Genomic DNA, 24719 nt, shown 5'->3' with positions numbered 1-24719 from the left:
TGTTGCGCTGCCTCTGTTCCAAATCGATACACTGGCCGCACCATGCCGAAGTCATCTGAGACCACCACCCGGTCCAAGCGCGCGGGCAGCCACCTCACACCCGACGCGATCATCGAAGCGAGCCTGCGCATCGCGGCCCGCGGCAGCGAGGACGCCTTCACCGTCCGGCGTCTCGGCGAGGAACTCGGCGCCGACCCGACGGCGATCTACCGGCACTTCCGCGACAAGGACGACCTGCTGCTCTCCGTCGCCGACCGCACCCTCGGCGAAGTGCTCGACAGCATCCCCGAGGGCCTCGGTTGGCAGGACCGGCTGCGGGCCCTCGCCGACGGCTCCCTCGAAGTCGCCCTCAAGTACCCGGTGGTCGGCTCCACCATGGCCAGCCGGACCACCCGCCGACCCAACGAGTTCCGGGTCGTCGAGCTGATCCTCGGCGCGGTGACGGAAGCCGGACTCGAAGGGGCCGAGGCCGCCGTCCACTACCGGATGGTCGGGGACTCGCTGCTCGCGTACGTCGGCCAGCGCGCGGCCTACCTGCTGTTCGCCCCGGAGATCCGGGAGGCCGACGAGACCTCCTGGAGCCGCGAGTACCGCCTGGTCGACCCCGAGGGATTCCCCAACATCACCCGACTGAGCGGCGAACTGGCCGAGGTGACGGACGCACAGATCTTCCACGCCCGGGTCGAGGCCCTGATCACCTCCATCGAGACCCGGGTCCGGACGCTGCGCGGAGCCTAGGGCCTCCACCACCCTCCTTCCGCAATTCCGCACGCCCAATGTGGCGCAACACCGTTGACAACAGTGTTGCGCCAGCGCTTCACTCCCCCTCAGTCCGAATCCGTGCCCGTCTCCGCAGGATTCCGAGAAGAGGGATCACATGCAGCACGTGCCCCAGCCCGCCCATCGCGCCGGCATCCCCGACCCACTGCGCCGCGCGTTCTCGCTCCACGCCGAAGCCCGCCGCCGCGGCATGCCCGTCGCGGAGGTCGCCGGCGAGAACGCCGAGCGGACCCGCCGCGAACGCGCCCGCCGCACCGAGGAACAGAACTCAGGCCGCTCCTCCATGCCCAGCCGTCGCCGGATACTCGGCGCCGCGGGCGCGGCCGCCCTCGCCTCCGCCCTCCCCGGCGGCCTGCTCTCCCCGCGCGGGGCGGCGGCCGCCACCGGCCCCACCGCCCCGCGCATCGTGATCGTCGGCGCGGGACTGGCGGGACTGCGCTGCGCGCACCGGCTCTGGAACGGGGCGAACCCGGTCGCCACCACCGTGTACGAGGCGGACCCCGCCCGCATCGGTGGCCGCTGCTGGTCCCTGCGCGGCTATTTCGCGGCCGGCGCCGTCCACGAGCACGGCGGGGCCTTCATCAGCTCCACCGACACCGCCGTCCTCCAGCTGGCCCGGGACCTCGGCCTCCAGCGGGAGATCGCGAACGGCGGCGAACTCCACGCCGGGGACTACGCGGCCTGGGTCAACGGCGGCTCCTACCCCGGGCTCCGGCAGCAGGACGACTGGATCGCCGCCGCGTACGACGCGTTCAGCGCCTCGTACGCGGCCGCCGGCACGGCCCGCTACGACGCCCACACACCGGAGGCGTACCGGCTGGACCGGCTCTCCTGCCTGGATTACCTCGACGAGATCGGACTGGCCCCCGGCTCCCGGCTCGGCCAGCTGATCCAGACCCTCCAGCTCCAGTCGGGCGGCGAACCGGGCGAGGCCTCCGCACTCGGCATGATCGGCTTCCTCGGCTCCTCGTCGATCTTCGGCGGCGGGCGCGGCTTCGACGAGAAGTTCCACCTCGTCGGCGGAAACGACCAGCTCGTCAGCGGCATGGCGGCCCAACTGCCGGCCGGCACGGTCCGTCAGGGGCACCAGCTCATCGCCCTGCGCCGGAACGGCGACGGCTCCTACACCTGCATCTTCGACCACGGCGGCAGCACGGTCTCGGTGCCCGCCGACCACGTGGTGCTGGCCCTGCCGTTCAGCACACTGCGCGACGTGGACCTGTCGGGGGCGGGCCTGTCCGCCCGCAAGCTGACAGCCATCCGGGAGCAGGGCATGGGGCAGAACGGGAAGATCGTCACCGAGCTCTCGGTCAAGACCTGGCCCCAGCTCGGCTACAACGGCATCAGCAACACGGGCCCGGTCGGCTACCAGACCGCCTGGGACGGCTCGGTCGCGGGCGCGCCGAACGGCACTCCGGCGCTGCTGGTCGACTTCCCCGGCGGCAACACCGCCCGGGACGTGCTCACCGGCACCGGGCACGGCCCGGCGCCCGCGGCCGACGTCGACTGGTTCCTGAACCAGATCGAGCAGGTGTTCCCGGGCACCAGGGCCGCGTTCACGGGCCGGGCGTACGAGGACCACTGGTCGCGGGCACCGTGGCAGCGGGGCGCCTACCACTACTACAAGGTGGGCCAGTACACCTCGATCGCCGGGTGCGAGGCGCTCCAGGAGGGCCGGATCCACTTCGCGGGCGAGCACACGGACGTGGAGAACGCCACGCTGAACGCGGCGGTCTCCTCCGGCGAGCGCGTCGCGGCCGAGATCGGCTGCCAGATCTAGGCCGTCACCTCTGCGGGGTCAACCGCTCCCACAGGAAGGTGTGCACGAGTGCCTCGTTGAAGGCGGTCTGCCCGTGGTCGGTGGCACCCGCGTGGCCCCCGCCGAGGTGCTCGTGGAAGAACACCGGATGCCCGTGCTCGCGCAGTCGGGCCGCCATCTTCCGGGCGTGGCCGGGGTGGACGCGGTCGTCGCGGGTCGAGGTCAGCAGGAGCAGCGGCGGGTAGGCGGGCCCGTCCGTCCGGACCTGGTGGTACGGGGAGATCCGTTCCAGGTGGGTCCGGTCGGCCGGGTCGTCGGGGTCCCCGTACTCGGCGATCCAGCTGGCGCCGGCCAGCAGCTTGTGGAAGCGGAGCATGTCCAGCAGCGGCACGTGGGCGACGACCGCCCCGAAGAGCTCGGGGGCCCGGGTGAGCATCGCGCCCATCAGCAGCCCGCCGTTGCTGCCGCCCTCGATGCCCAGCTGGGCGTGGGTGGTGATGTCCCGGGCGACGAGGTCCCGGGCGACGGCGGCGAAGTCCTCGTACGCCCGGACCCGGTTCGCGCCGAGGGCCGCCTTGTGCCAGGCGGGCCCGTACTCGTGCCCGCCCCGGATGCCCGCGACGACGTACGTGCCGCCGCGCGCGAGCCAGGCCCGGCCGGTGACCGCGCTGTAGCCGGGGACCATGGAGATCTCGAATCCGCCGTACCCGTAGAGGAGGGTGGGGGCGGGGCCGGGACCGTCCTCGGGGCCGACGACGAAGTACGGCACGCTCGTACCGTCCGCGGAGGTCGCGAAGTACTGGCGTACCGCGAGGCCCGAGGTGTCGAAGAGGGCGGGCTCCTGCTTGAGGCTCTCGCTGTCTCCGCCGGCCGTGCCCCGGTAGAGGGTGGAGGGCTGGAGGAAGCCGGTGACGTGGTGGAAGTACTCGTCGCCCGCGTCGGGGTCCGTGCAGGTCACCGAGGCCGTGGACAGCGGCGGCACGCCGGGCAGGGGTGCGCGCCGCCAGCCCTCCGGGCCAGGGGTGAGGAGTTCCATCCGGGAGGAGACGTCGGCGCGGGTGCCGAGGATGAGGTGGTTGGCGGTCCAGCTGTAGCCGGCGAGGGCGGTGCGCTCGTCCGGGGTGAACAGCACCTCGGCCTCCCGGTCGCCCGCGAGGAAGGCCTCGAACCGGAAGGCGAGCAGGGTGCCCTCGGGATGGCCGAGCCACGGCGACTTGGTGGTGACGGTCAGCCAGTCGCGGTGGACGTGCGCGCCCGCGTCGTCCGGTACGTCGATCTTCACCGGCGGTGCGTCGGCCTCCTCGGGGAGGAGGAACAGCTCCTGCTTCCAGAAGTCGATCTGGCGGTGGACGAAATCGCGTGCGAAGCCGGGGGTGTCGTCGTGCCAACCCGAGGCCGACAGGTCGGTGTCCCGCCCCTCGTAGACGAGCTCCGCTTCGGCGAGCGGCGTGCCGCGCCGCCAGCGGCGCACCTGGAGCGGGTAGCCGGACCCGGACATGGAGCCGGGGCCGAAGTCCGTGCCGATCCAGAGCCGGTCCCGGTCGATCCACCCGATCCGGGTCTTGGCCTCCGCGACCGTGAACCCTTCCTCGACGAACTCCAGGGTTTCGAGGTCGAACTCGCGCACCACGCAGGCGTCCGCGCCGTCGCGCGACAGCATGACCAGCGCGTGCCGGTATGCGGGGGCCAGCACGGCCGCGCCCGCCCAGGCCCACTTCTCCCCCTCGGCCTCGGCGAGGGCGTCCAGGTCCAGGACCGTTTCCCAGGCCGGCCGCTCCGTGCGGTACTCCTCCAGCGTGGTGCGGCGCCACACCCCGCGCACGCGGTCGGCGTCCTGCCGGAAGTCGTACAGGTACGGGCCCCGGCGGACGACGTAGGGGATCCGGCCGTCGTCGTCGAGCACCTCGCGGATCTCACGTTCCAGCACCTTGAACCCGGGGTCCGCGGTCAGCGCGGCGACGGTCTCGGCGTTGCGCTCCCGCACCCACGCGAGGGCTTCCTCGCCGGACACGTCCTCCAGCCAGAGGTAGGGGTCTTCATCACTCATCCGCCGATTGTGCAGGATGCCGGGCCCTGATCCGGTCCTCGCGCAGGGCCGTGTGCACCGACCAGACCACGGAGACGAGGGGGACCGCGACCACGGCACCGACCACTCCGGCCGCGATGGTCCCCGCGACCACGGAGATCGCCACCACCAGCGGGTGCAGCTGGACCGCCCGGCTCATGACCAGCGGATGCAGTACGTGCCCCTCCAACTGCCCGATGACCACGATCAGCGCGACCACCACCCCCGCGACCAGCGGCCCCTTCGCCGCGAGCGCGACCACGGCGGCGACCGCCAGCGCCACCGGGGATCCCACGAGGGGGATGAAGGCGGCGAGGAACTCCAGCAGGGCCAGCGGAACGGCGAGCGGGACGCCGAGGAGGTAGAGGGCCAGCCCGACGAGGACGGCGTTGACGGCCGCGACGATGACGATGCCGTGGGTGTACCCGGTGAAGGTGCGCCAGGCCGCGCTCCCGGCGATCCCCACGCGCGCCCGTGCCGAGACGGGCAGCTGCTCGCGGAACCACGACCACTGCCGGTCGCCGCCGTAGAGGAAGAAGACGGAACAGAAGATCGCGAGAGCCATGACGGTGAGCACGCGGACCACTTGCCCGGCGCCGCTGACCGCCTGGTTGAGCAGGGTGGAGCGGTGGGTGGACAGGTACTCGCCGATCTTCTCCTGGAGGTTGGAGAGCGTGTTCGGGTTCACTCGGAACGGCGGCCCGCCGAGCCATTCCTGGATGCTGGCGAGCCCCTCGCGGAACTCGCGGACCAGGGTGGTGCTCTCCCCCGCCACCGCCTCCCCGACCAGCGTCAGCACGCCCAGCAGCAGCACCGCGCTGCCGACGAGGCTGAGGGTGACGGCGATCGAGCGGGGCACCGCGCGGGCGAGGCGTCGGGTGGGCGCGGACAGCAGCGCCGACACCACGAGGCCGAGGAAGAGCGCCACGGCGATCTCGTGGAACCGGCCCAGCACGACGAAGACCGCGTAGACGGCGGCGCCGACGACCAGCAGGCGCCAGGCGTACGACGCGGCCGTACGCAGGAGGGGTGACACCGGCTGCATGGTCCATGGCTGCCACGGCGGAGCCGCGTTGCCACGCACGGGGCACCGGATTCCCCCGTCCGTGGCGAATCCCGGACGAACCCGGCGCGTGGTCCGCGCCTGCGGCGGACGCGGATATTCCGTTGCCCGCCCCGGGCGGGGCGGGGAGGATGGCCGGTCGTGAGCAGATCCCGTTTGGCCGCCGTACTCCCCGACCTCTCCCCGTGGCGGTCCAGCCCCGATTTCCGGCTGTTGTTCTACCAGGGCACGGTCACCTTCTTCGGCTCGTTCATGGCGATGATCGCGCTGCCGCTCCAGATCAAGCACCTGACGGACTCGCCGCTGGCGGTGGGCGCCATGGGCGCGGTGGAACTGGTGCCGCTGGTGGTGTGCGGGCTCTACGGGGGCGCGCTCGCCGATGCCGTCGACCGGCGGCGGCTGATCCTCCTGACCGAGGCCGGGCTCGGGGTGCTCGCGCTGGTGCTCCTGGTGAACGCGCTGCTGCCGGAGCCGATGCTGTGGCCGCTGTACGCGGTCGCGGCGGGCGTGTCGGCGCTGACCGGGTTACAGCGACCGGCCCTGGATTCCCTGATGGCGCGGATCGTGCCGCACGACCAGCAGACGGCCGCCGCCGCGCTCAACGGGCTGCGCTACCAGTTCGGAGCCATCGCCGGGCCCGCCCTGGCCGGAGTGGTCGTCGCGTACGCCGGCTACCCCGCGGCGTACTCGGTCACCGTCGCGGGGTTCGTCGTATCGGTCCTGCTGTGCCTGCGGCTGCGTCCGGCCCCGCCCGTGGAGGGCGCCGGGCGCCCGTCGCTGCGGGGGATCGCGGAGGGGGCTCGGTACGCGTGGAGCCGGCCCGTACTGCTCGGCACGTACGCGGTCGACCTGGCGGCGATGTTCTTCGCCTTCCCGAACGCCGTCTACCCCTTCCTCGCGGACGAACTCGACGCGGTGTGGGCCCTGGGCCTGATGTACGCGGCCGGCGCGGTGGGCTCACTGCTGCTGGGGCTTACCAGCGGCTGGCTGTCGCGGGTGCGCCGGCACGGGCTGCTCGTGGTGTGCGGTGCGACGGTGTGGGGGCTGGCCGTCGCGGGCGCCGGTTGGTCACCGGGCATCTGGCCGGCGCTGCTGTGCCTGATGGTGGCGGGCGCCGGGGACATGCTGAGCGGGCTGGGGCGCGGCACGATCTGGAACCAGACGATCCCCGAGGAGCTGCGGGGGCGGCTCGCGGGCATCGAGGTGCTCTCGTACAGCGTCGGGCCGCAGCTGGGCGGGGTCCGGGCGGGCGCCGTGGCCGGCTGGACCGGTACCCGTACGGCGTTCTGGAGCGGCGGTCTGGCCTGCGTGGCATCGGTGGCACTGCTCGCGGCGCTGCTGCCGAAGCTGGTCTCGTACGACTCCGCCACCGACGAGGACGCCCGGTCGCGACGCGCCGAGAAGGAGCGGGAAGAGCCCGTCTTTCAGCCGTAGTGCGCGGTCGCCGTCGACGCCCGAACTGGCCCCGCCGCAGCGCGAGCTGACGGATGCTGACCTGTTCGGGGCCCGCTTCCTACGCCCGTAGACCCCTTCGCGGTTACTCGCGAGGAAACACGAGCTTTGGCTATGGTGAGCGCCCCGCCGATCAGGCGACCTTCGGATCACATGAACAAACATGGATTCGACGCCACGATCGAAGGAAGTCCCGCCAATCCGGGACGCAATCGCACAGTGCGGAGCGACGCGGTGCCGGCAACACCGCCCGGCGTCGGCTCGGCACGATCCGGCCTGCCCTCGCCCTGCCATCCAGGGCTCGAGAGGCGGCGGTCTTCTCATTCACCTACCTCGCAAGGCAAGGCAGAGATGGCACGCATCACCCGACCGTCCTCACGGCGGTCCCACCCGCAGCAGTCCCACCCCGTCGACGAACTGCTGCCGGTCCCCCGGCTCGCGCTCTACGGCTTCCAGCACCTCCTCGCGTTCTACGCGGCGGCGGTCATCGTCCCCGTCCTGGTCGGCAACGCGCTCGGCCTCTCGCACCAAGAGCTCGTCCACCTCATCAACGCGGACCTCCTGACCTGCGGCATCGCCACGATCATCCAGGCCCTCGGCGTCTGGAAGGTCGGGGCCCGGCTCCCCCTGGTCCAGGGCGTCACCTTCACCGCGGTCTCCCCCATGATCGCCATCGGCACGGGCGCGGGCGGCGGCACGGCCGGCCTGCTCGTCGTCTACGGAGCGGTGATCACGGCGGGCATCGCCACGTTCGCGTTCGCCCCGGTCTTCAGCAAGTTGGTCAAGTACTTCCCGCCGATCGTCATCGGCACGATCCTCACCATCATCGGGATCACGCTGATACCCGTGGCCCTCCAGGACGCCGCGGGCGGCGCCCACCTGATCGGCACCCCCGCCTACGGCGCCCCCAAGAACCTCGCCTACGCCCTGGGCACCCTGCTCTTCATCCTCTCGATGGTCCGGATCGGCAAGCCGTTCCTGTCCAGCCTCGCCGTCCTGCTCGGACTCGTCTGCGGTACGGCCGTGGCGTGGGCCTTCGGCGACGTCGACTTCTCGGCGGTCGGCGAGAGCGACTGGTTCGGGGTGACCACGCCCTTCCACTACGGCATGCCTCGCTTCGAACTGCTGCCGATCGTCGCGATGCTCGTCGTCATGCTGATCACCATGGTGGAGACCACCGGTGACGTGTACGCCATCGGGGAGATCACCGACAAGGAGGTCGACGCCGACACCGTCGCCCGGGCGCTGCGCGCCGACGGCGCGGCGACCGTCCTGGGCGGGGTCCTCAACTCGTTCCCGTACGTGGCCTTCGCCGAGAACATCGGCATCGTGCGCATGTCCAAGGTGATGAGCCGGTACGTGGTCGTCGCGGCCGGGCTGTTCATGGTCGTACTGGGGCTGCTGCCGAAGGCGGGCAGCCTGGTCGCCTCGATCCCGCATCCTGTGCTGGGCGGGGCCGCCATCTCGATGTTCGGCATCGTCGCCGCGGTCGGGGTCCAGATCCTGGGCAAGGTCGATCTGCGGGAGGAGCGCAACACGCTCATCCTGGCGGTCAGTCTGGGCGCGGCGCTGCTGCCGACGACGGTCGCGCCGTTCTTCGACCGGATGCCGGACGACGTACGGGCCGTGCTGGACAGCGGGATCACCCTGGGCGCGCTCACGGCGATCGCGCTGAACCTGCTGTTCAACGTCTTCACCAGCCGCAGCACGATGGAGATCGACTGGGACGACATCGGGGAACCCGCCCACTGAGGCACCCGCGCTTGGTGTTCACCCATCAATCCGTCCCTCCTCGCACGCCCCTCCGCGTCCGAGGGTGTTGCGAGGTGTCTCGTACGTGTACAGCACTCCGTTTTCCCCCGTCGAGGCCAGATCCGCGCGTGAGCGCATGGGTCTGACGTCCGAACAGGTGGCGCAGTCCATGGCGGCCTGCGGCGTCCCCGTCCACCCCCAGTTCGTCGTGGCCTGGGAGCGCGGCTCCCACGTGCCCACGGACGAGCAGCTCTTCGCCCTGGCCGCCGCCCTGTGGTGCGACACGACCACGCTCATGGGCATCCGGCCGCGCACCCTCGCCGAGCACCGGCTGGCCCGGCAACTCACCGTGGAACGGCTGGCGTACCGCATAGGCATGGATCCCTTCGAGTACCGCGCGGCCGAGGACGCGCGGCAGTGGCACGGCGACGCGCGGCAGACCAGGGCACTCGTCGACGCGCTGGGACTGTCCCTGCGGGGGCTCGTCGGGATCATGGGACGGGTGGAGGAGCTGGAGGAGTGCCTGCGGGCCGCCGTGGCCGGGCGCTGGAAGACCTACGTCGAACCCGTCGCGGAGATCGTCGTCTGCGACGAGACCAGCGTGGGCGACGCGCTGCGCACGATGAACGCCGAGTTCTCCGGGTTCTCGGAGCGCTACATGGGCCATCTCGTCGCGCGCAACGGCGACGCCCGGCTCAAGGAGATCGCGGCCGAGCGCGCCGTGTTCCTGCGCCGGCTCGTCGACCACTTCTGGGAGTTGATCGGGGAGGCGGGAGAGGCCCCGCCGTTCCCGGCGGGCGGCTGAGGGCGGCGCGCCGCGCGCCGGGAGGGGGTCCCGGCGCGCGGCCCGCGGAGTGACTCGCGGAACGGCTCTCGGAACGGCCGCACAGCAGTCAGGGCAGGGGGACGCCGCGGGCCGTGGTCCAGAGTTCGTACCACTCCTCGTGCGTGAGGTCCGGTTCGCGCGTCGCCGCGTCGCGGCAGGCGCGGATCCGCTCCGGGCGCGAGGTGCCGAGGACCGGAGCGATGGCGGCGGGATGCCGGGCCAGCCACCACAGCAGCACGGACTCGGGGGTGGTGCCCTTGCGGCCGGCGAGGTCGGCGAGGAGCGCCGCGGTGGCCCGTTCGGCGGGCGTCTCCTGGAGGCCGGTGTACCGGCCGTTGGCCAGCGCCCCCCAGGCCTGGAGGCGGATGCCGTGATCGCGGCAGTGCTCCAGCGTCCCGAAGGGGAAGCCGTTGCCCACGAGGTGGGGCGTGTTGAGCAGTACGCCGGCCTCGACCCAGTCGCGCCGGTACAGGCTCATCTCCAGCTGGTTCGCCACCAGCGGTACGTCGAGCTTGGCCTGGAGGTGGGCGATCTGCGCGGCGCCCATGTTGGACACGCCGAAGTTCCTTACGAGGCCCTGCCGGTGCAGGGAGGTCAGGGCCGACGCGATCTCGTCCGGATCGGCCAGCGGGTCGGGGCGGTGCAGCAGGAGCACGTCGACGTGGTCGGTCCGCAGCCGGACCAGGCTCTCCTCCACGCGCCGCGTGATGCTCCGCCCGCGCAGGTCGTACATCCCGGGCCGGTCCCCGTCGGGCAGCCGGATCCCGCACTTGGTCTGGAGGGTGATGCGTTCGCGCAGACCGGGCGTCCGGGCCAGCACCTCGCCGAAGACGGCCTCGGACTTGCCGCCGCGGTAGATGTCGGCGTGGTCGAAGGCCGTGATCCCGCTGTCGAGTGCGGCGACGACCGCGGCCTCGGCGGCATCGATGTCCCCGGCGCCGTACGGCTCGGGCCCCCAACTCCCGCCCAGCCCCATGCACCCGTACAACACCCGTTCGCCCACACCCGTGCCCACCGTCATGGCGCCCACCCTAGAGGCCCTCGCGATCGGCGCTGCCGGCACCGTGCGACTCCCCGAGAAAGCGGCTCCGGAACGGCCCGGAACAGCCCCGTGGCGGGCCTGGGCGGGCCCTGGAACCGCCTCGCGCCCCCGAGGAGGAGGGCGGGTGCCACCACCCCGGACAGGGGCCGCCACGCGGCCCCACAAGGCCCCCGCGCATGCCCTCTGACCTGGGGTTTCTCCTCTTTCCGGGATACGATTCCGGTCTCGGAAAGGGGACTTGATGGACCAGCACACGGACCAGCGCACGGACCTGCACCTCGACCGCCGCATCCGCACGATGGAGGACGTGCTCGATCTGCTCGACGGCCTGTTCGCGCCGGAGGCCGACCGTTGGACCTCCGATGGCGCCTCCTGGTGGGACGGCTTCTACGCCGACCGCTCGAAGCCGGTGCCCTTCTTCGTCGCGAAGCCCGACGAGAGCCTCGTGTCGTACCTCGACCGCGGGCTGGTCTCCCCCGGCCGCGCCCTCGATCTCGGCTGCGGCCCGGGCCGCAACGCGCTGTACCTCGCCTCCCGGGGCTTCGAGGTCGACGCCGTGGACCTGTCGCCGACGGCTGTGGCCTGGGCCGAGGAACGCGCCCGCGAGGCGGGCGCCGCCGTCCGTTTCCACTGCGGGGACGCCTTCGCCCTCACCCGGGCCGAGTTGAGCGGCCCGTACGACCTGATATACGACTCCGGCTGCTTCCACCACCTGCCCCCGCACCGCCGCGTCAGCTACCTCGACCTGCTGGAACGGTCCCTGGCACCCGGCGGTCGTCTCGCCCTGTCGTGCTTCGCGGCCGGCGGCATGGGATCCGAACTGCCCGACGCGGACTTCTACCGCGCGTCCGGCCTCCAGGGCGGCCTGGCCTACACCCCGGAGTCGCTCCGCTGGATCTTCTCCGACTTCACGGAGGTCGAGCTGCGCAGGATGCGCGACGAGCCCGCCGAGTCGGCTTCGTTCGGCGAGGACTTCCTCTGGACGGCCCTCTTCCGCCGACCCGCCGCCTGACGTCACGAACCCGTTCGCACCGGGCGGGGCAGCAGTGCGAGCAGCTGCCCGTGCAGTGCGGCCGGGGCGGCGACGAAACCCGTCGCCCCGGCCCTCCAGTACGCCCCCGACGGGTCGGTGACCTCGGCCCCCGCCTCGCGCGCGAGCAGCGCTCCGGGCAGGAGGTTCGAGTCGTCCCGGCCGTACTCCCAGAAGGCGTCGAGCCGGCCGGCGGCGACGTCCGCGATCTGCCACGACGTCGGCCCGAGGTTGCGGACCGCGCCGACTGCGGGCGGCACGGCGCTCAGCGAGCGGCCCGCGAGCTCCGCCGCCTCCGGCCGGCCGGCCGCGACCGGCTCGCCGTCCTCGACCAGCGTGATGCTCACGCACCAGGCGGCCGGCCCCTGGAGGTACTGGACCGCGCCGTCGACGGCGTCGACGACCCAGGCCGCTCCCTCGGCGGGCAGTACGGTGTCCATTTCCTCGACCCAGACGGCGTCCGGCCGCAGGGCCGACAGCCGGCTGCGCGGCCTCGCCGACCTCTACGCCTTCCTGACCCGGGACATCGGCGGGCTGGGCATCCCGTCCGTCGACACCTTCCTGGTCGGCCGGGCCGTCAAACGCCCGTCGGGCTCCGGGGCGGTCTCCTGAATCCGTGTGACCTCGTACTACCTGGGGAGTACGCCGGAAACGCCACTCCGGGGTGACGCGGGTGACGGCGGGTGCGTTCTAGCGTGGCTGTATGGACGAGCAGTACGGGCGCCCGGGCCCTCCGTGGCGGCGATGGGTGGAGCGGACCGGGCGGAGCCCGGCCTGGCGCTCGGCGCTGTTCGTCGCCGTCGTCGCCCAGGTCGGCTCCGGATGGGCCGAGCGGGCACAGACCGGGCGGGTGTCACTGGACTGGTTCGGGCGGCTCCTGCTGCTGCTCGGACCGGCCCTGCTCGTCGTACGGCACCGGCACCCGGTGGCCGTGGTGTACGCGGTCGCCGCCGTCAATCTGGTGTACATCGGGGCCGGGTACCCCTACGGCCCGGTCTTCGTCAGTCTGGCCGTGGCCTGCTTCGCCGCCGTCATCGCGGGCCGCCGAAGAGCCGCCTGGGGCGCCGTCGGGCTGCTGTGGGCCGGGCACCTGCTCATCGGGCACTGGCTCTACCGGTGGCTCCCGCCCGCCGGGGACGGACCGACGCCCTGGGCTCAGGAGCTCGGCATCACCGCGTGGGTGCTGGCGATGCTCGCCCTGGCCGAGGTGGTCCGCGCGCGCCGTGAGCAGTGGGCCCGCGAGCGGGCCGAGCGGGCGGCCGCGGAGAGACGTCGCGTCGGGGAGGAGCGGCTGCGGATCGCCCGCGAACTGCACGACGTCCTCGCCCACAGCATTTCGGTCATCAACGTGCAGGCGGGGGTCGGGCTGGCCCTCCTCGACACCGATCCCGAGCAGGCCCGTACGGCGCTCACCACGATCAAGGCCGCCAGCAAGGAGGCGCTCGGCGAGGTCCGCCAGGTCCTCGACACCCTGCGCGCCCCAGGGGACGCCCCCCGCACCCCGGCCCCCGGTCTCGGCCGGCTGCCCGAGCTGGTGGAGCAGGCCGCGGCGGCGGGGCTCACCGTCGACGTGTCCGTGGAAGGGGCCCCGCGGCCGCTCGCTCCAGGCTTGGACCTGGCGGCCTTCCGCATCGTCCAGGAGGCGCTGACCAATGTGGTGCGGCATTCGGGCTCGCGTACCGCCCGCGTCCGCATCGGCTGGCGGCCGGGGGCGCTGGAGCTGCGCGTGGACGACGAGGGCCCGCCCACCGGGGACCCGTCGGACGGCAGCGGCAACGGCCTGATCGGCATGCGCGAGCGGGCTTCCGCCCTGGGTGGCGGCATCGAGGCCGGTCCGCGCCCGGACGGCGGGTTCGGGGTGGTGGCACGGTTGCCCCTGGAGGCCGATTCGAATCGGGAGGATCCGTGATCCGCGTACTGCTCGCCGACGACCAGCTGCTGGTGCGGGCCGGGTTCCGGGCGCTGCTCGACGCCCAGCCGGACATCGAGGTGTCCGGCGAGGCCGGCGACGGGGACGAGGCCGTGCGGCTGGTCCGGGAGCTGCGCCCGGACGTGGTGCTGATGGACATCAGGATGCCGGTGCTGGACGGGCTCGCCGCCACCCGCAGGATCACTGCGGACGAGGTGCTGGCCGACGTCCGGGTGGTCATGCTCACCACCTTCGAGCTGGACGAGTACGTCTTCGAGGCCATCCGTTCCGGTGCCTCGGGCTTCCTCGTCAAGGACACCGAGCCGGCGGAACTGCTGCGCGCGGTCCGTGCGGTGGTCGGCGGCGACGCCCTGCTGTCCCCCGGCGTCACGCGCAGGCTGATCTCCGAGTTCGCGGCCCGCTCGAAGCAGCCCGCCGCGGCGGCCGGACTGGAGCGGCTCACCGACCGGGAGCGGGAGGTGATGGCGCTGGTGGGCATGGGCCTGTCCAACGAGGAGATCGCCCGCCGGCTGGTGGTCAGCCCGCTCACCGCGAAGACGCACGTGAGCCGGACGATGGTGAAACTCGGCGCCCGCGACCGCGCGCAGCTGGTCGTGCTGGCCTACGAATCGGGGCTGGTGCGGCCCGGCTGGCTCGGATAGGCGGCCCCGGGCCCTTCGCCGTACTCCGCCGGAAGCAGCCGAGGTACAGCCGGCCGTACGACGACCCGGGGCCCCTCCCGGAGCGACTCTCGGAGCAGGACGAGAAGTCCACGCTTCCAGAGGAGTCGAACCGCGATGAACACCCTCAACACCCTTGCCTACGAAGGGCCAGGCCCGTGGGTCCTGCTCTTCCCGCTGATCTGGGCGGCGGTCGTGATCACCGTCGTCACCGTCCTGCGCCGCACGGTGTGGCGCGGCCGCCGAGGGCCGTGGCAGAACCGGGGCGCCGCCTACGGCGAGCACTCGCCGATCACGATCCTGGGCCGCCGCTTCGCCTCGGGCGAGATCGACGAGGACGAGTACTGGCGCCGGCTGTCCGTCCTGGACGAGCAGTTCGGCCGCTCCCTCAAGGACGGTCCGGCATGAGCACCGTGACCACCTTCCCGGGCGGCGGGGGGACCGTCGCCGCCCGGGTCGTCGACGCCCTGAAGGTCTACGGCCGGGGCGACACGGAGGTGCGGGCCCTGGACGGGGTGAGCGTCGACTTCCCGGCCGGCCGGTTCACCGCGATCATGGGGCCCTCCGGGTCGGGCAAGTCCACTCTGATGCACTGCGCGGCGGGGCTCGACACCCTCACCTCCGGGTCCGCCTGGATCGGCGGTACGGAACTGGGCGACCTGGACGACCGCGGGCTCACCCTGCTGCGCCGCGAGCGCGTGGGATTCGTCTTCCAGGCTTTCAACCTGGTGCCCACCCTGACGGTCGCCGAGAACATCACGCTCCCTCAGGACCTCGCCGGCACCCGCACGAACGCCGCCTGGCTGGAGACCCTCATCGACGTCGTGGGACTGCGCGACCGACTGCGCCACCGGCCCGCCGAGCTGTCGGGCGGACAGCAGCAGCGCGTCGCGGTCGCCCGCGCCCTCGCCGGCGGCCCCGACGTGGTCTTCGCGGACGAGCCGACCGGCAACCTAGACTCCCGTGCCGGCGAGGAGGTGCTCGGGCTGCTGGGCCGCGCGGTCCGCGAGATGGGACGTACGGTCGTCATGGTCACGCACGATCCGGTGGCCGCCGCCCACGCCGACGAGGTCGTGTTCCTCGCGGACGGGCGGCTGGTGGACCGGATGGAGGCGCCGACCGCCGACCGGGTCCTGGACCGGCTCAAGGCCTTCGACACGCGCCCGCTCCGAGCGGTCACGGCTCCCGCGGGAGCGGGGTCATGAGCTCGACCCGCACCCTCTGGCGGCTCTCCTCCGCCTCGCTGCGCGCGCACGGGCGCCGCTTCGCCGGGACCTTCTCGGCGGTACTGATCGGCGTCTCGTTCCTCACCGGGACGCTGGTCATGGGCGACACGCTCCGTACGAGCTTCGACGGCATGTTCGCGAGCGCCGCGAGCGGCAGCGACGCGGTCGTCCGAAGCGCCCGCGTCGTCACCGTCCCGGGCTCGGCCCAGGGCAGCCGGGAGCCCGTGTCCACCGCGCTCCTGGAAGGGATCCGCCGCACCCCGGGCGTGGCGGCCGCGGCCGCCGTCGTCGAGGGCGCGGGACAGCTCCTCGGCGCGGACGGCGAACCGATCGGCGGCCAGGGCCCGCCCACCCTCGCCGGCAACTGGATCACCGACCCCGAACTCAATCCGTACCGGCTCGTCGAGGGCCGCGCCCCCGAGCGCTCCGGCGAAGTGGTCGTCAACCGGGGCGCCGCCCGCGCGGGCGGGCTGAAGGTCGGCGACACGACCGTGCTGCGCACCCCCGACCCGGTCCGGGTGACGGTCGTCGGCCTGGCCACCTTCGGCGGCGCCGACGGCATGGGGCAGGTCACGTACACGGGCATGACCGAGGCGGACGCGTCGAAGTACCTGACGTCCGGCCCCGACCGGGCGGCCTCCATCAACGTGCGGGCCGGCCCGGGCACCAGCCCGCGGGAACTGGTGGAGGCCCTTGCCCCCGTGCTGCCGCGAGGCGTCGAGGCGATCACCGGCCGGGAATCCGCCGACGAGAACGGCGACATGGTCTCCGGACGCTTCCTCTCGCTCTTCACCACGCTCCTGCTCGTCTTCTCCGGCATCGCCCTGCTCGTCGCGACGTTCGGCATTCACAACACCTTCGCGATCGTCGTCGCCCAGCGCACCCGCGAGAACGCCCTGTTGCGCGCCCTCGGAGCCTCGCGCCGGCAGGTCGTCGCCGGCACGTTGGCGGAGGCCGCCGTCGTCGCGGTGCTCGCCTCCGCGGCGGGGCTGGTGGGCGGCATCGGGATCGCCGCGGGACTCCAGGCCCTGTTCCCGGCCGTCGGATTCCCCTTCCCCGAAGGGGACCTGGTGATCAGCAGCCTGTCGATGACGCTGCCCTTGGCCGTGGGCGTGGTCGTCTGCCTCGGTTCGGCCCTGCTACCGGCGCTGCGGGCCGGGCGTACGGCGCCGCTGGCCGCGTTGCGCGAGAGCTGCGTGGACCGCGCGGGCACCTCGCGTACCCGCACGGTGATCGGCGCGGCCCTGGGCGCGGCCGCCGCCCTGGCCCTCGCGGGCGGGACCCTGGCGGTGCCTTCGCTGTGGCTGTCGGGGGCGGGCGCGGTACTGGCCACGACCTCGTTCGTGGTGCTGGGCCCGGTCGTGTCCTCGTACGCCGTACGGATCCTGGCGCGCCCGCTGGAACGACTGCGCGGGGTGACGGGGCTCCTCGCGGGCCGGAGCGCGCTGCGCAGTCCACGGCGGACGGCGTCGACCGCGACCGCGCTCATGATCGGGGTCGCCGTCGTCTCGTTGTTCACCGTGTTCGGAGCCTCCCTCAAGGCCACCATGGACCGCACGGTGTCGCGTTCCTTCGCCGGTGACGTGGCCATCAGCGCGCCCGCCTTCGGCGCCGGCGGCAGCGGCCTCAGCCCGGGCCTGGCCCCGGCCGTCGCGGCGCTCCCCGAGGTGGCGGGTGCGGTGGGTCTGGGCAAGGGGGTAGCCGAGGTCGACGGATCCGGTCGGGCGCTGACGGTGACCGACCCGGCCGCGCTGGCGGTCGGCCTGGACCTGGGCCGCGTCGACGGACGCCTCGACGCACTCGGGACGGACGGGATCGCCGTGGCCGGGAAGGAAGCCGACCGGTACGGGTGGCGGCCGGGCAGCCCGGTCGAACTCGCCTTCGCCGACGGACAGAAGCAGACGTTCACGGTCCGCGCGGTCTACGCGAACGCGGATCTCGCGGGCGACTACGTCATCACGCGCGCGGCCTGGGCCCCGCACCGGGCACAGGACTCGGACAGGCTGGTGAGCGTGTCCTTCAGGGAGGGTGTGCCGCTCGCGGACGGCGTGGCGGCGGTGAAGCGGACGGCCGCGCGGTTCGGCGGGCCGGAGGTCCAGACGCGCGAGGCGTACGCGAAGAACTCGGCGGCCGGGATCGACATGATGCTCACCCTGGTCTACGCGCTGCTCGCCCTCGCCGTGCTGATCGCCCTGCTGGGCATCGCCAACACGCTGACGCTCGCCGTGCACGAACGCACCCGCGAGCTGGGGCTGCTGCGGGCGGTCGGCCAGAGCCGGGCACAGTTGCGGGCCATGGTCCGCTGGGAGTCGGTCCTGGTGGCCGCCTTCGGCACGGCCGGGGGCCTGGCCCTGGGGGCACTGCTGGGGTGGGTGCTGGTGAAGGCCTCGGACGGGACGGGCGACAGCGCCTTCTCGTTCGCCTTCCCGCCGCTGCAACTGGCCGTGGTCGCGGCGGTGGGCGTGGCGGCCGGAGTCCTGGCGGGATGGCGCCCGGCCCGCCGTGCGGCCCGGCTGGACATCCTGCGCGCCGTCGCCGCGGAATAGCCGTCGGTTCGTCGCGTGCCTGCGGCTCGGCCGGGCCGGTCCCCGACGCGCGAGACCGGCCCGGCCGAGCGATGTTCCTCAATCCGCCCGGCCGCCGCATGCGGCGGCCAGGCGGGTCAGCGTGGTGCGCATCCCCGCCCGGTTGATCTCGACCCGGCGCTGCGGGTTCGTCCCTGCGAAGACGGAGCCGAGGAGGTCGGTGAGCCGTGCGCCCCGGCCCCGACGCAGGTCCTGCCAGGTCTCCGTGACGAGCGTGCCGTCGCCCTCCGGTTCGCAGCGGTAGCCCCACCGGGCGATCGGCAGCCCGAAGATGCCCACGTCGAAGGTGAACTCGCCGTGCCCGGATGGACCTTCGGGTGCCCGAAGGGCCGCGATGCGGCCCACGGTGAACCAGAGGAACGGCCCGCGCCGGTTGAATCCGACGAACCGGCCGCCGATGCGGGCCGGTGGCCGCGGCACCCAGACCTTGCGGCATTCCGGGCTCCACCGGCCCATGTTCCGCAGGTCGGACACCATCCGGTGGACCTCGGAGGGGGTGGCGTCCACCAGGATCCGCTCCTGAAGGCTCCACCGGCGCTCAGACACGGGCGTGAGCGACGAAGAGGCGATTGATCATGTCCATGCCCGGAGTTTATGGCCGACCGGCCGGCCGGTCAGTGGACCGTGCGTGCGGCGTCCGCCACTTCGAGGATGGTGTCCATGAAGAGCCGGGCACGGGCGGATTCGCTGCCGGTGGGCCACATCAGCCCGTACCGGATGGGCGGCGCGTCCCGGAAGGGGACGAACGCGACCCCGGGGTGCATGTGGTGGTGGACGGCTCGCGCGCAGACCGTGGTGACGCCCTTGCCCGCGCTGACGTCGGGCAGGACTTCCTGCCAGTAGGTGACGGCGCGGCCGCGCGGGACCGGCTTGCCCGAAGGAGTACGGGAGGGGAAATGCTCCTCCAGCCAGTAGTCCGGGACGGCTCCTTCGACGGTGATGAGCGGGGCCAGGGCGTAGTCCTCCAGGGACACGGTCTCCTGCCGGGCGAGCGGGTGGTCCGCGGGGACCAGGAGCGCGCGGGGCTCGTTGAGGACGACGGGGCCCATGGTGATGTCCGGCTCGACGATGGGGAACTCGGAGAGCTGGAGATCGAGTTCCCCGGCGCGCAGGGCGCCGATGGGGTTGTGGATGAGCACCTCTTGGATGCGGACTTCGACATCGGGGTGCCGCATGCGGAAGACGTCCGCGGCCCGGACGACGAGGTCGCCGCACCACAGCGTGGTGTAGCCGACGCGCAGGGGGCCGCTGACCGTGCCCGTGGCGGCCATCGCCTTCTCCAGGGCGGCCCTCAGCTGGTCGTAGGCGGGCCGGAGGTCGTCGTGGAGCTGCTGCCCGGCGGGGGTGATGGACACGGAGCGGCTGGTACGGGTGAACAGCGGGGTCCCGATGCGGCGCTCCATCTGCTTGAGCGTCTGGCTGACCCGGCCGGTGCTCACGTGCAGCCGCGCCGCCGCCCGGCCGAAGTGCAATTCGTCGGCCAGGGCGAAGAGCGTCTCCAGCTCGAACCGTTCCAACATCCGACGCCCCCGTCGTTGAGTCTGCCTAAAGGACCTGTTCCATGATCGCTCCTTGATGAGTCGAAAACCAACCAGCAAGGTATTCAAGGGTGTTGCGCGGACAGGGCTCTGGCCGAAAACACCCGTCGACCCCTTTCTGGAGGCATGGGCGTGAGCAAATTGGTGGCGGTGATCTGCCTGTCGATGGACGGGGTCGCGGAGGAACCCTCGTGGACGACGCCGTTCTGGAACGACGACCACGGCAAGTTCCACGCGGGACAGTTGGCCCGCAGCAGGGCGCTCGTGCTGGGCCGCAGGACCTTCGAGGAGCTGTCGAAGGTGTGGCCCACGCTGGGGGACGCCGACGAGGGAGCGGCCCGACTCGTCAACATGCCCAAGTACGTCGCTTCGACGACCTTGGAGAACCCGCAGTGGAACGCCGCGGTGCTCAAGGGGGACGTCGCCGAGGAGGTGGCCGGACTCAAGAGCGAGCCCGGCCGGGACCTCTTGATCTACGGCAGCGGCCGGCTCGTCAACCACCTGCTCGGCCACGGCCTCGTCGACGAACTCAAGCTGTTCCTCCACCCCGTCGTCGTGGGCGGTGGACGGCGCCTGTTCCCCGAGCACGGCGGTTCCACGACCTGGACCCTCGCCGGGACGACCACCTTCGAGTCGGGCGCGGTCGTCCTCGACTACCGGCCGGCCGCGGCGGCCGGCCCGGCGACCGGGCCCGCGCCGTGACTCGGCCGCACCGGCACCCCGAGGCGCACCGGCACCCCGAGGCGCACCGCGGACCCCCGGGACGGGCTCAGCGGGTGGCCTCGCTGATGTGGTGGGGGTCGAACTCCTCCGCCGTCCGCACGAAGGCCCGCAACAGGGCGCTCTCGTCCGCGGCGGGCCAGACCAGCGCCCATTCCGTGACCGGGGCGTCGTGGATCGGCAGGAAGGAGATGCCGGGCGGGGTGTAGTAACGGGGGACGTGCGCGTTGACGGGACAGGCGATCTGCCCCGCCACGACGAGGGCGAGCACCTCGTGGAAGGTACGGCCGACCGGCCCGCGCGCGATGCGGCGTCCGAGCGGGGTGCAGCCCGGCACCATGGCCTCGAACCAGTACCTGGGCACCTCGGGGCCGGGGTCGAGGACGCGCAGGTCCGCGAGGTCCTCCAGGGACACGGTCCCCCGCTCCACGAGCGGCGAGTCCGTGGCGATCGCGAGCACGCGGTCCTCGGTCAGCAGGGTCGGGCCGACGCTCAGGTCCGGTTCGTGGACGGGCCGCCACATCAGCTGCACGTCGGTCCTGCCGGTGCGCAGCGGGGTGAACGGTTCGCTGAAGTGGATCTCCAGCACCTCGACGTCGCACTCGGGGTGGCGCTCCCGGAAGGCCTCGATCACGGGACGCATTTCCTGCCCCATCACACCCATCACGCCCAGTCGCAGTGTCCCCCGCACGCCCAGCGCGGCCTCGCTCGCCCGGGCGAGCCCGCCCTGGATCAGGTCGTACGCCTGCTGGAGCTCGGCGCGCAGGACCTCGCCGACCGGAGTCAGTTTCACCGCGCGGCTGGTCCGGTCGAACAGGGCGGCGCCGATGCGCCGTTCCTGCTTCTTGATCGCCTGGCTCACCCTCGGCGCGGAAACCCTCAGCCGTTCGGCCGTCCTGCCGAAGTGCAGTTCCTCGGCCAGAGTCAAGAAGATCTCTATGTCCCTCAGTTCCATGGCCGCCCCCGTACCTCGATAACCGCGAGGTTATTGATCAACCAGCGGATTCTACGTTGATCGCGCGGTCACGCGGGCGGAGGCTGTAGATGCCCGGCGCGTGCCCCGTCCGACGGCGGGCACCCGCTTCACCGCCCCGCCCCGCTCCGCCTACCCCTGGAGGAATCGATCATGCTCAGCCGCCCTTTCGCGGGAGGAGAGAGACAGCCGTGAGCGACAGGCTCGACATGACGGTGATGTACGCGACGCACAACAAACTGCGACGGGAACTGACCCACATCACCCGGGCCACCGCCCGGTTCGACTCGGATCCCCGGTACGTCCTGCGGGTGGGCGCCGACTGGGAGGTGTTCAGGCGGGCCCTGTCCGCGCACCAGTCGGCCGAGGACGACGCGCTGTGGCCGCCGCTGCGCCGGGCCCTCGCGGGCAACCCGTTCGATCTGGCGCGGCTGGAGGCGATGGAGGCCGAGCACGCCGCGATCGCCTCCCTCGTGGGGGCCGTCAACGGGGCCCTGACCGCCCCCGGCATCGAACTGGACCTGTTCGGTGAGCTCACCGAATCCCTACTGTCCGGGCTCGTAGGACATCTCGACCACGAGGAGAACTCCGTCTTCCCCCTGGTGCAGTCCGCCTTGGACGCGGACCTGTGGGAGCACTTCAGGCAGGTGCACGCCGTGCGGGTCGGCCCGTACGCGCCACAGCTGCTGCCCTGGCTCCTGGACGGCGCCGACGAGCGGACGGTCTCCTTCGTACTGGCCTCGTTCCCGGCACCGGCCCGCCAGGCCTACGAGCGCCGGTGGCGACCGTCCTGCACGGCACTCGACGGCCCGCACGCCCCGTCCGTCGTTCCGGCCCGGCCGGAGCCGTCCTGACGGTCCGGCAGGCCACAGGACAGTCCGTCCGCTCTCCGTCCGGTTTCCGTTCGTTTCGACCTCAAGGAATTCCTCATGTGCAAGCGCTTCGACCTCGTCGTCCTCGGTGCGGGACCCGGCGGTTACGTCGCCGCCATCCGCGCCGCCCAGCTGGGCCGGCGGGTGGCGGTCGTGGAGGAGAAGTACTGGGGCGGCGTCTGCCTCAACGTCGGTTGCATCCCCACCAAGGCGCTGCTGCGCAACGCCGAACTGGCCCACCTCTTCACCCACGAGGCCGAGACCTTCGGCATCGAGGTGGAGGGCAGCGTGTCCTTCGACTACGGCGCGGCGTTCCGGCGCAGCCGCCAAGTGGCCGACGGACGGGTCAAGGGCGTCCACTACCTGATGAAGAAGAACGGGATCACGGAGTTCGACGGCCGGGGCACCTTCCTGGACGCGAACACCCTGGAGGTCGCCCAGTCGGACGGCACGATCCGCACGATCTCCTTCGACAACTGCGTCATCGCGACCGGCGCCACGCCCCGGCTGCTGCCGGGCACCCGGCGCAGCGAGCGCGTGGTCACCTACGAGGAGCAGATCCTCAGCGACGGCGTCCCGCGGTCGATCGTGATCGCGGGCGCCGGCGCCATCGGCATCGAGTTCGCGTACGTCCTGCACAACTACGGCGTGAAGGTCACCATCGTCGAGTTCCTCGACCGGATCGCCCCGCTGGAGGACGCCGACGTGTCCGCCGAACTGGCCAAGCGCTACCGCAAGCTCGGCATCGACGTACTCACCTCGACACGGGTCGAGTCGATCGACGAGTCCGGGACGCAGGTGCGGGTGACGGTCACCGGGAAGGACGGCGCCCAGAGGGTCCTGGTGGCCGACAAGGTGCTGCAGGCGATCGGCTTCGCGCCGAACGTCACGGGCTACGGCCTGGAGGCCACGGGCGTACGACTGACCGAGCGCGGCGCCATCGACGTCGACGGGCGCTGCCGGACCTCGGTGCCGCACCTGTACGCGATCGGCGACGTCACGGCCAAGCTGATGCTCGCGCACACCGCCGAGGCCATGGGCGTCGTCGCCGCCGAGACCATCGCGGGCGTCGAGACGATGGAACTGGACTACCCGATGATTCCCCGGGCCACCTACTCCCAGCCGCAGATCGCGAGCTTCGGCTGGACCGAGGCCCAGGCGAGGGAGAAGGGGTTCGACGTCGCCGTCGCCAAGTTCCCCTTCACCGCCAACGGGAAGGCGCACGGCCTGGGCGACACGGCCGGCTTCGTGAAGTTGATCAGCGACGCCACGCACGGCGAGATCATCGGCGCCCACCTGATCGGGCCGGACGTCACCGAGCTCCTGCCCGAACTCACCCTGGCCCAGCAGTGGGACCTGACCGTGCACGAGGTAGCCCGCAACGTGCACGCCCACCCGACCCTGGGCGAGGCGGTGAAGGAGGCCGTGCACGGCCTCGCCGGACACATGATCAATTTCTGACGGACCCCGCCCCCCACTACGCAGAAGGCAGGAACCCACCATGCACACCTCGGACGGAATCGCCGACCGGGTCTGGTTCATCACCGGCGCCGGCCGGGGCCTCGGCCGCGCCTTCGCCGACGCGGCACTGGCCGCCGGCGACCGCGTGGCGATCGCCGCCCGTACCGTCGGACCGCTGGAGGAGACGGCGGCCGCGCATCCGGGGCGGGTACTGCCCCTCGCCCTGGACGTGACCGACCGCGACGCCGTGTTCGCGGCCGTCGCCGAGGCGGTGGAGCACTTCGGGCGGCTCGACATCGTCCTCAACAACGCCGGCGCGCTGTCGATGGGCATGGTCGAGGAGTTCACCGAAGCGGAGGCCCGGGCCCAGCTGGACCTCAACTTCTTCGGTGCGCTCTGGGTGTCCCAGGCGGTGATGCCCACCCTGCGCGCCCAGGGGTCCGGGCACATCGTGCAGACGTCCAGCATCGCCGCCCTGGGCGGTTTCCCCTCCACCGGCCTCTACAGCGCGAGCAAGTTCGCCCTGGAGGGGCTGAGCGAGTCACTGGCGATGGAGGCGGCCGACTTCGGGGTGAAGGTCAGCATCATCCAACCCGGCGGCTACTGGACCAACCTGTATTCGGCCATGCACTCCACGAGCCCGCTGGAGGCCTACGCGCCGCTGCGCGCCGAGCTGGAGCGGCAGTTCGCCAAGGGGTCGGTCGACAGCGACCCGAAGCTCGCCGCCGAGGCGGTCCTCCACCTCGTCGACAGCGACGATCCGCCGCTGCGCCTCCTGCTGGGCACCACGGCCTACGACCTGGCCTTCGACATCGCCCGCAAGCGCGTGTTCACCTGGGCCGCGTGGGAGCACGTCAGCCGCGCCGCGGAGCACGCGATCCCCGCACCCGGATCCCCGGCCGGGAGCCAGGCCGAGACCGAGGCCGCGGCGAGCTGAGCGCCGTCCGGGATCCCGGACGGATCCCGGCCGGTCCACGACCCCGCGC

Annotated in this window: 23 protein-coding genes; 16 read left to right on the top strand and 7 right to left on the bottom strand. The window is 72.4% G+C overall.

Annotated features, from left to right (window positions below; translation table 11 throughout):
• Positions 1-42 precede the first annotated feature (42 nt).
• Both ACFYYJ_RS39465 and ACFYYJ_RS39460 read left to right on the top strand, forming a co-directional pair.
• Positions 43-738 carry a TetR/AcrR family transcriptional regulator gene (locus tag ACFYYJ_RS39465; protein ID WP_385358470.1) on the top strand — a complete coding sequence of 232 codons (696 nt, stop codon included), beginning with the start codon at positions 43-45 and terminating at the stop codon, positions 736-738.
• Between the two features lie 139 nt (positions 739-877).
• The gene (locus tag ACFYYJ_RS39460; protein ID WP_389139481.1) at positions 878-2560 is read left to right on the top strand and encodes a flavin monoamine oxidase family protein; all 1683 of its coding nucleotides are present in this window, start codon (positions 878-880) and stop codon (positions 2558-2560) included.
• 4 nt (positions 2561-2564) lie between these two features.
• Here the strand turns inward: ACFYYJ_RS39460 and ACFYYJ_RS39455 are convergent, their stop codons facing one another.
• Positions 2565-4586, bottom strand: a complete 2022-nt coding sequence (locus ACFYYJ_RS39455; protein WP_389139479.1) for a prolyl oligopeptidase family protein — start codon at positions 4584-4586, stop codon at positions 2565-2567.
• Positions 4579-5649: an AI-2E family transporter gene (locus ACFYYJ_RS39450; protein WP_385130017.1), complete on the bottom strand. Its 1071-nt coding sequence runs from the start codon at positions 5647-5649 to the stop codon at positions 4579-4581. Before ACFYYJ_RS39450 ends, ACFYYJ_RS39455 begins: the two co-directional genes overlap by 8 nt.
• Positions 5650-5808: 159 nt before the next feature.
• Between ACFYYJ_RS39450 and ACFYYJ_RS39445 the strand changes: the two genes are divergently transcribed.
• The 3 genes from ACFYYJ_RS39445 to ACFYYJ_RS39435 all read left to right on the top strand — a co-directional run bounded on the left by ACFYYJ_RS39445 (position 5809) and on the right by ACFYYJ_RS39435 (position 9676).
• The gene (locus ACFYYJ_RS39445) at positions 5809-7101 is read left to right on the top strand and encodes an MFS transporter (protein ID WP_389139477.1); all 1293 of its coding nucleotides are present in this window, start codon (positions 5809-5811) and stop codon (positions 7099-7101) included.
• 369 nt (positions 7102-7470) lie between these two features.
• Positions 7471-8871: a nucleobase:cation symporter-2 family protein gene (locus ACFYYJ_RS39440; RefSeq protein ID WP_385358484.1), complete on the top strand. Its 1401-nt coding sequence runs from the start codon at positions 7471-7473 to the stop codon at positions 8869-8871.
• A gap of 64 nt (positions 8872-8935) precedes the next feature.
• The gene (locus ACFYYJ_RS39435; RefSeq protein ID WP_389139474.1) at positions 8936-9676 is read left to right on the top strand and encodes a helix-turn-helix domain-containing protein; all 741 of its coding nucleotides are present in this window, start codon (positions 8936-8938) and stop codon (positions 9674-9676) included.
• Between the two features lie 88 nt (positions 9677-9764).
• Here ACFYYJ_RS39435 and ACFYYJ_RS39430 read toward each other — a convergent pair whose 3' ends face one another.
• Positions 9765-10718, bottom strand: a complete 954-nt coding sequence (locus tag ACFYYJ_RS39430) for an aldo/keto reductase family oxidoreductase (protein ID WP_389139472.1) — start codon at positions 10716-10718, stop codon at positions 9765-9767.
• Positions 10719-10980: 262 nt separating this feature from the next.
• Between ACFYYJ_RS39430 and ACFYYJ_RS39425 the strand changes: the two genes are divergently transcribed.
• The gene (locus tag ACFYYJ_RS39425) at positions 10981-11751 is read left to right on the top strand and encodes a class I SAM-dependent methyltransferase (protein WP_385130027.1); all 771 of its coding nucleotides are present in this window, start codon (positions 10981-10983) and stop codon (positions 11749-11751) included.
• A gap of 2 nt (positions 11752-11753) precedes the next feature.
• Here the strand turns inward: ACFYYJ_RS39425 and ACFYYJ_RS39420 are convergent, their stop codons facing one another.
• Positions 11754-12209 (bottom strand): inositol monophosphatase family protein, encoded by a 456-nt coding sequence (locus ACFYYJ_RS39420; RefSeq protein WP_389139470.1) that lies wholly within the window; start codon positions 12207-12209, stop codon positions 11754-11756.
• Between ACFYYJ_RS39420 and ACFYYJ_RS39415 the strand changes: the two genes are divergently transcribed.
• The 6 genes from ACFYYJ_RS39415 to ACFYYJ_RS39390 all read left to right on the top strand — a co-directional run bounded on the left by ACFYYJ_RS39415 (position 12202) and on the right by ACFYYJ_RS39390 (position 18130).
• Positions 12202-12381: a hypothetical protein gene (locus ACFYYJ_RS39415; protein ID WP_389139468.1), complete on the top strand. Its 180-nt coding sequence runs from the start codon at positions 12202-12204 to the stop codon at positions 12379-12381. The genes ACFYYJ_RS39420 and ACFYYJ_RS39415 overlap by 8 nt on opposite strands.
• Before the next feature lie 91 nt (positions 12382-12472).
• Positions 12473-13678: a sensor histidine kinase gene (locus ACFYYJ_RS39410; protein ID WP_385358492.1), complete on the top strand. Its 1206-nt coding sequence runs from the start codon at positions 12473-12475 to the stop codon at positions 13676-13678.
• Positions 13675-14340 (top strand): response regulator, encoded by a 666-nt coding sequence (locus tag ACFYYJ_RS39405; protein WP_385358495.1) that lies wholly within the window; start codon positions 13675-13677, stop codon positions 14338-14340. Before ACFYYJ_RS39410 ends, ACFYYJ_RS39405 begins: the two co-directional genes overlap by 4 nt.
• Positions 14341-14475: 135 nt before the next feature.
• Positions 14476-14766, top strand: a complete 291-nt coding sequence (locus ACFYYJ_RS39400; protein WP_385130037.1) for an SHOCT domain-containing protein — start codon at positions 14476-14478, stop codon at positions 14764-14766.
• The gene (locus ACFYYJ_RS39395; RefSeq protein WP_389139465.1) at positions 14763-15563 is read left to right on the top strand and encodes an ABC transporter ATP-binding protein; all 801 of its coding nucleotides are present in this window, start codon (positions 14763-14765) and stop codon (positions 15561-15563) included. The genes ACFYYJ_RS39400 and ACFYYJ_RS39395 overlap by 4 nt, the downstream gene beginning before the upstream one ends.
• A complete protein-coding gene (locus tag ACFYYJ_RS39390) occupies positions 15560-18130 on the top strand; it encodes an ABC transporter permease (protein ID WP_389139463.1) in 2571 nt (856 codons plus the stop codon). The genes ACFYYJ_RS39395 and ACFYYJ_RS39390 overlap by 4 nt, the downstream gene beginning before the upstream one ends.
• Positions 18131-18208: 78 nt before the next feature.
• Here ACFYYJ_RS39390 and ACFYYJ_RS39385 read toward each other — a convergent pair whose 3' ends face one another.
• Positions 18209-18715, bottom strand: a complete 507-nt coding sequence (locus ACFYYJ_RS39385; protein ID WP_389139461.1) for an SRPBCC family protein — start codon at positions 18713-18715, stop codon at positions 18209-18211.
• Between the two features lie 68 nt (positions 18716-18783).
• On the bottom strand, positions 18784-19689 hold the full coding sequence (locus ACFYYJ_RS39380; RefSeq protein ID WP_389139459.1) for a LysR family transcriptional regulator: 906 nt from the start codon (positions 19687-19689) through the stop codon (positions 18784-18786).
• A 144-nt stretch (positions 19690-19833) separates the two neighbouring features.
• Between ACFYYJ_RS39380 and ACFYYJ_RS39375 the strand changes: the two genes are divergently transcribed.
• A complete protein-coding gene (locus ACFYYJ_RS39375; protein WP_385133742.1) occupies positions 19834-20409 on the top strand; it encodes a dihydrofolate reductase family protein in 576 nt (191 codons plus the stop codon).
• Positions 20410-20476: 67 nt separating this feature from the next.
• Here the strand turns inward: ACFYYJ_RS39375 and ACFYYJ_RS39370 are convergent, their stop codons facing one another.
• The gene (locus ACFYYJ_RS39370; protein ID WP_385358508.1) at positions 20477-21382 is read right to left on the bottom strand and encodes a LysR family transcriptional regulator; all 906 of its coding nucleotides are present in this window, start codon (positions 21380-21382) and stop codon (positions 20477-20479) included.
• 209 nt (positions 21383-21591) lie between these two features.
• Between ACFYYJ_RS39370 and ACFYYJ_RS39365 the strand changes: the two genes are divergently transcribed.
• The 3 genes from ACFYYJ_RS39365 to ACFYYJ_RS39355 all read left to right on the top strand — a co-directional run bounded on the left by ACFYYJ_RS39365 (position 21592) and on the right by ACFYYJ_RS39355 (position 24670).
• On the top strand, positions 21592-22254 hold the full coding sequence (locus ACFYYJ_RS39365) for a hemerythrin domain-containing protein (protein WP_389139456.1): 663 nt from the start codon (positions 21592-21594) through the stop codon (positions 22252-22254).
• Between the two features lie 75 nt (positions 22255-22329).
• Positions 22330-23733: a dihydrolipoyl dehydrogenase gene (gene lpdA, locus ACFYYJ_RS39360; protein ID WP_389139454.1), complete on the top strand. Its 1404-nt coding sequence runs from the start codon at positions 22330-22332 to the stop codon at positions 23731-23733.
• 40 nt (positions 23734-23773) lie between these two features.
• The gene (locus tag ACFYYJ_RS39355) at positions 23774-24670 is read left to right on the top strand and encodes an SDR family NAD(P)-dependent oxidoreductase (protein WP_389139452.1); all 897 of its coding nucleotides are present in this window, start codon (positions 23774-23776) and stop codon (positions 24668-24670) included.
• The last annotated feature ends 49 nt before the right edge of the window (positions 24671-24719 follow it).

Source organism: Streptomyces sp. NPDC002467, from assembly GCF_042889825.1.
In the GTDB taxonomy this organism is placed as follows: Bacteria; Actinomycetota; Actinomycetes; order Streptomycetales; family Streptomycetaceae; genus Streptomyces.
The sequence above is the reverse complement of the archived record's forward strand: the minus strand, read 5'-3'. Positions and strand labels throughout refer to the sequence as shown.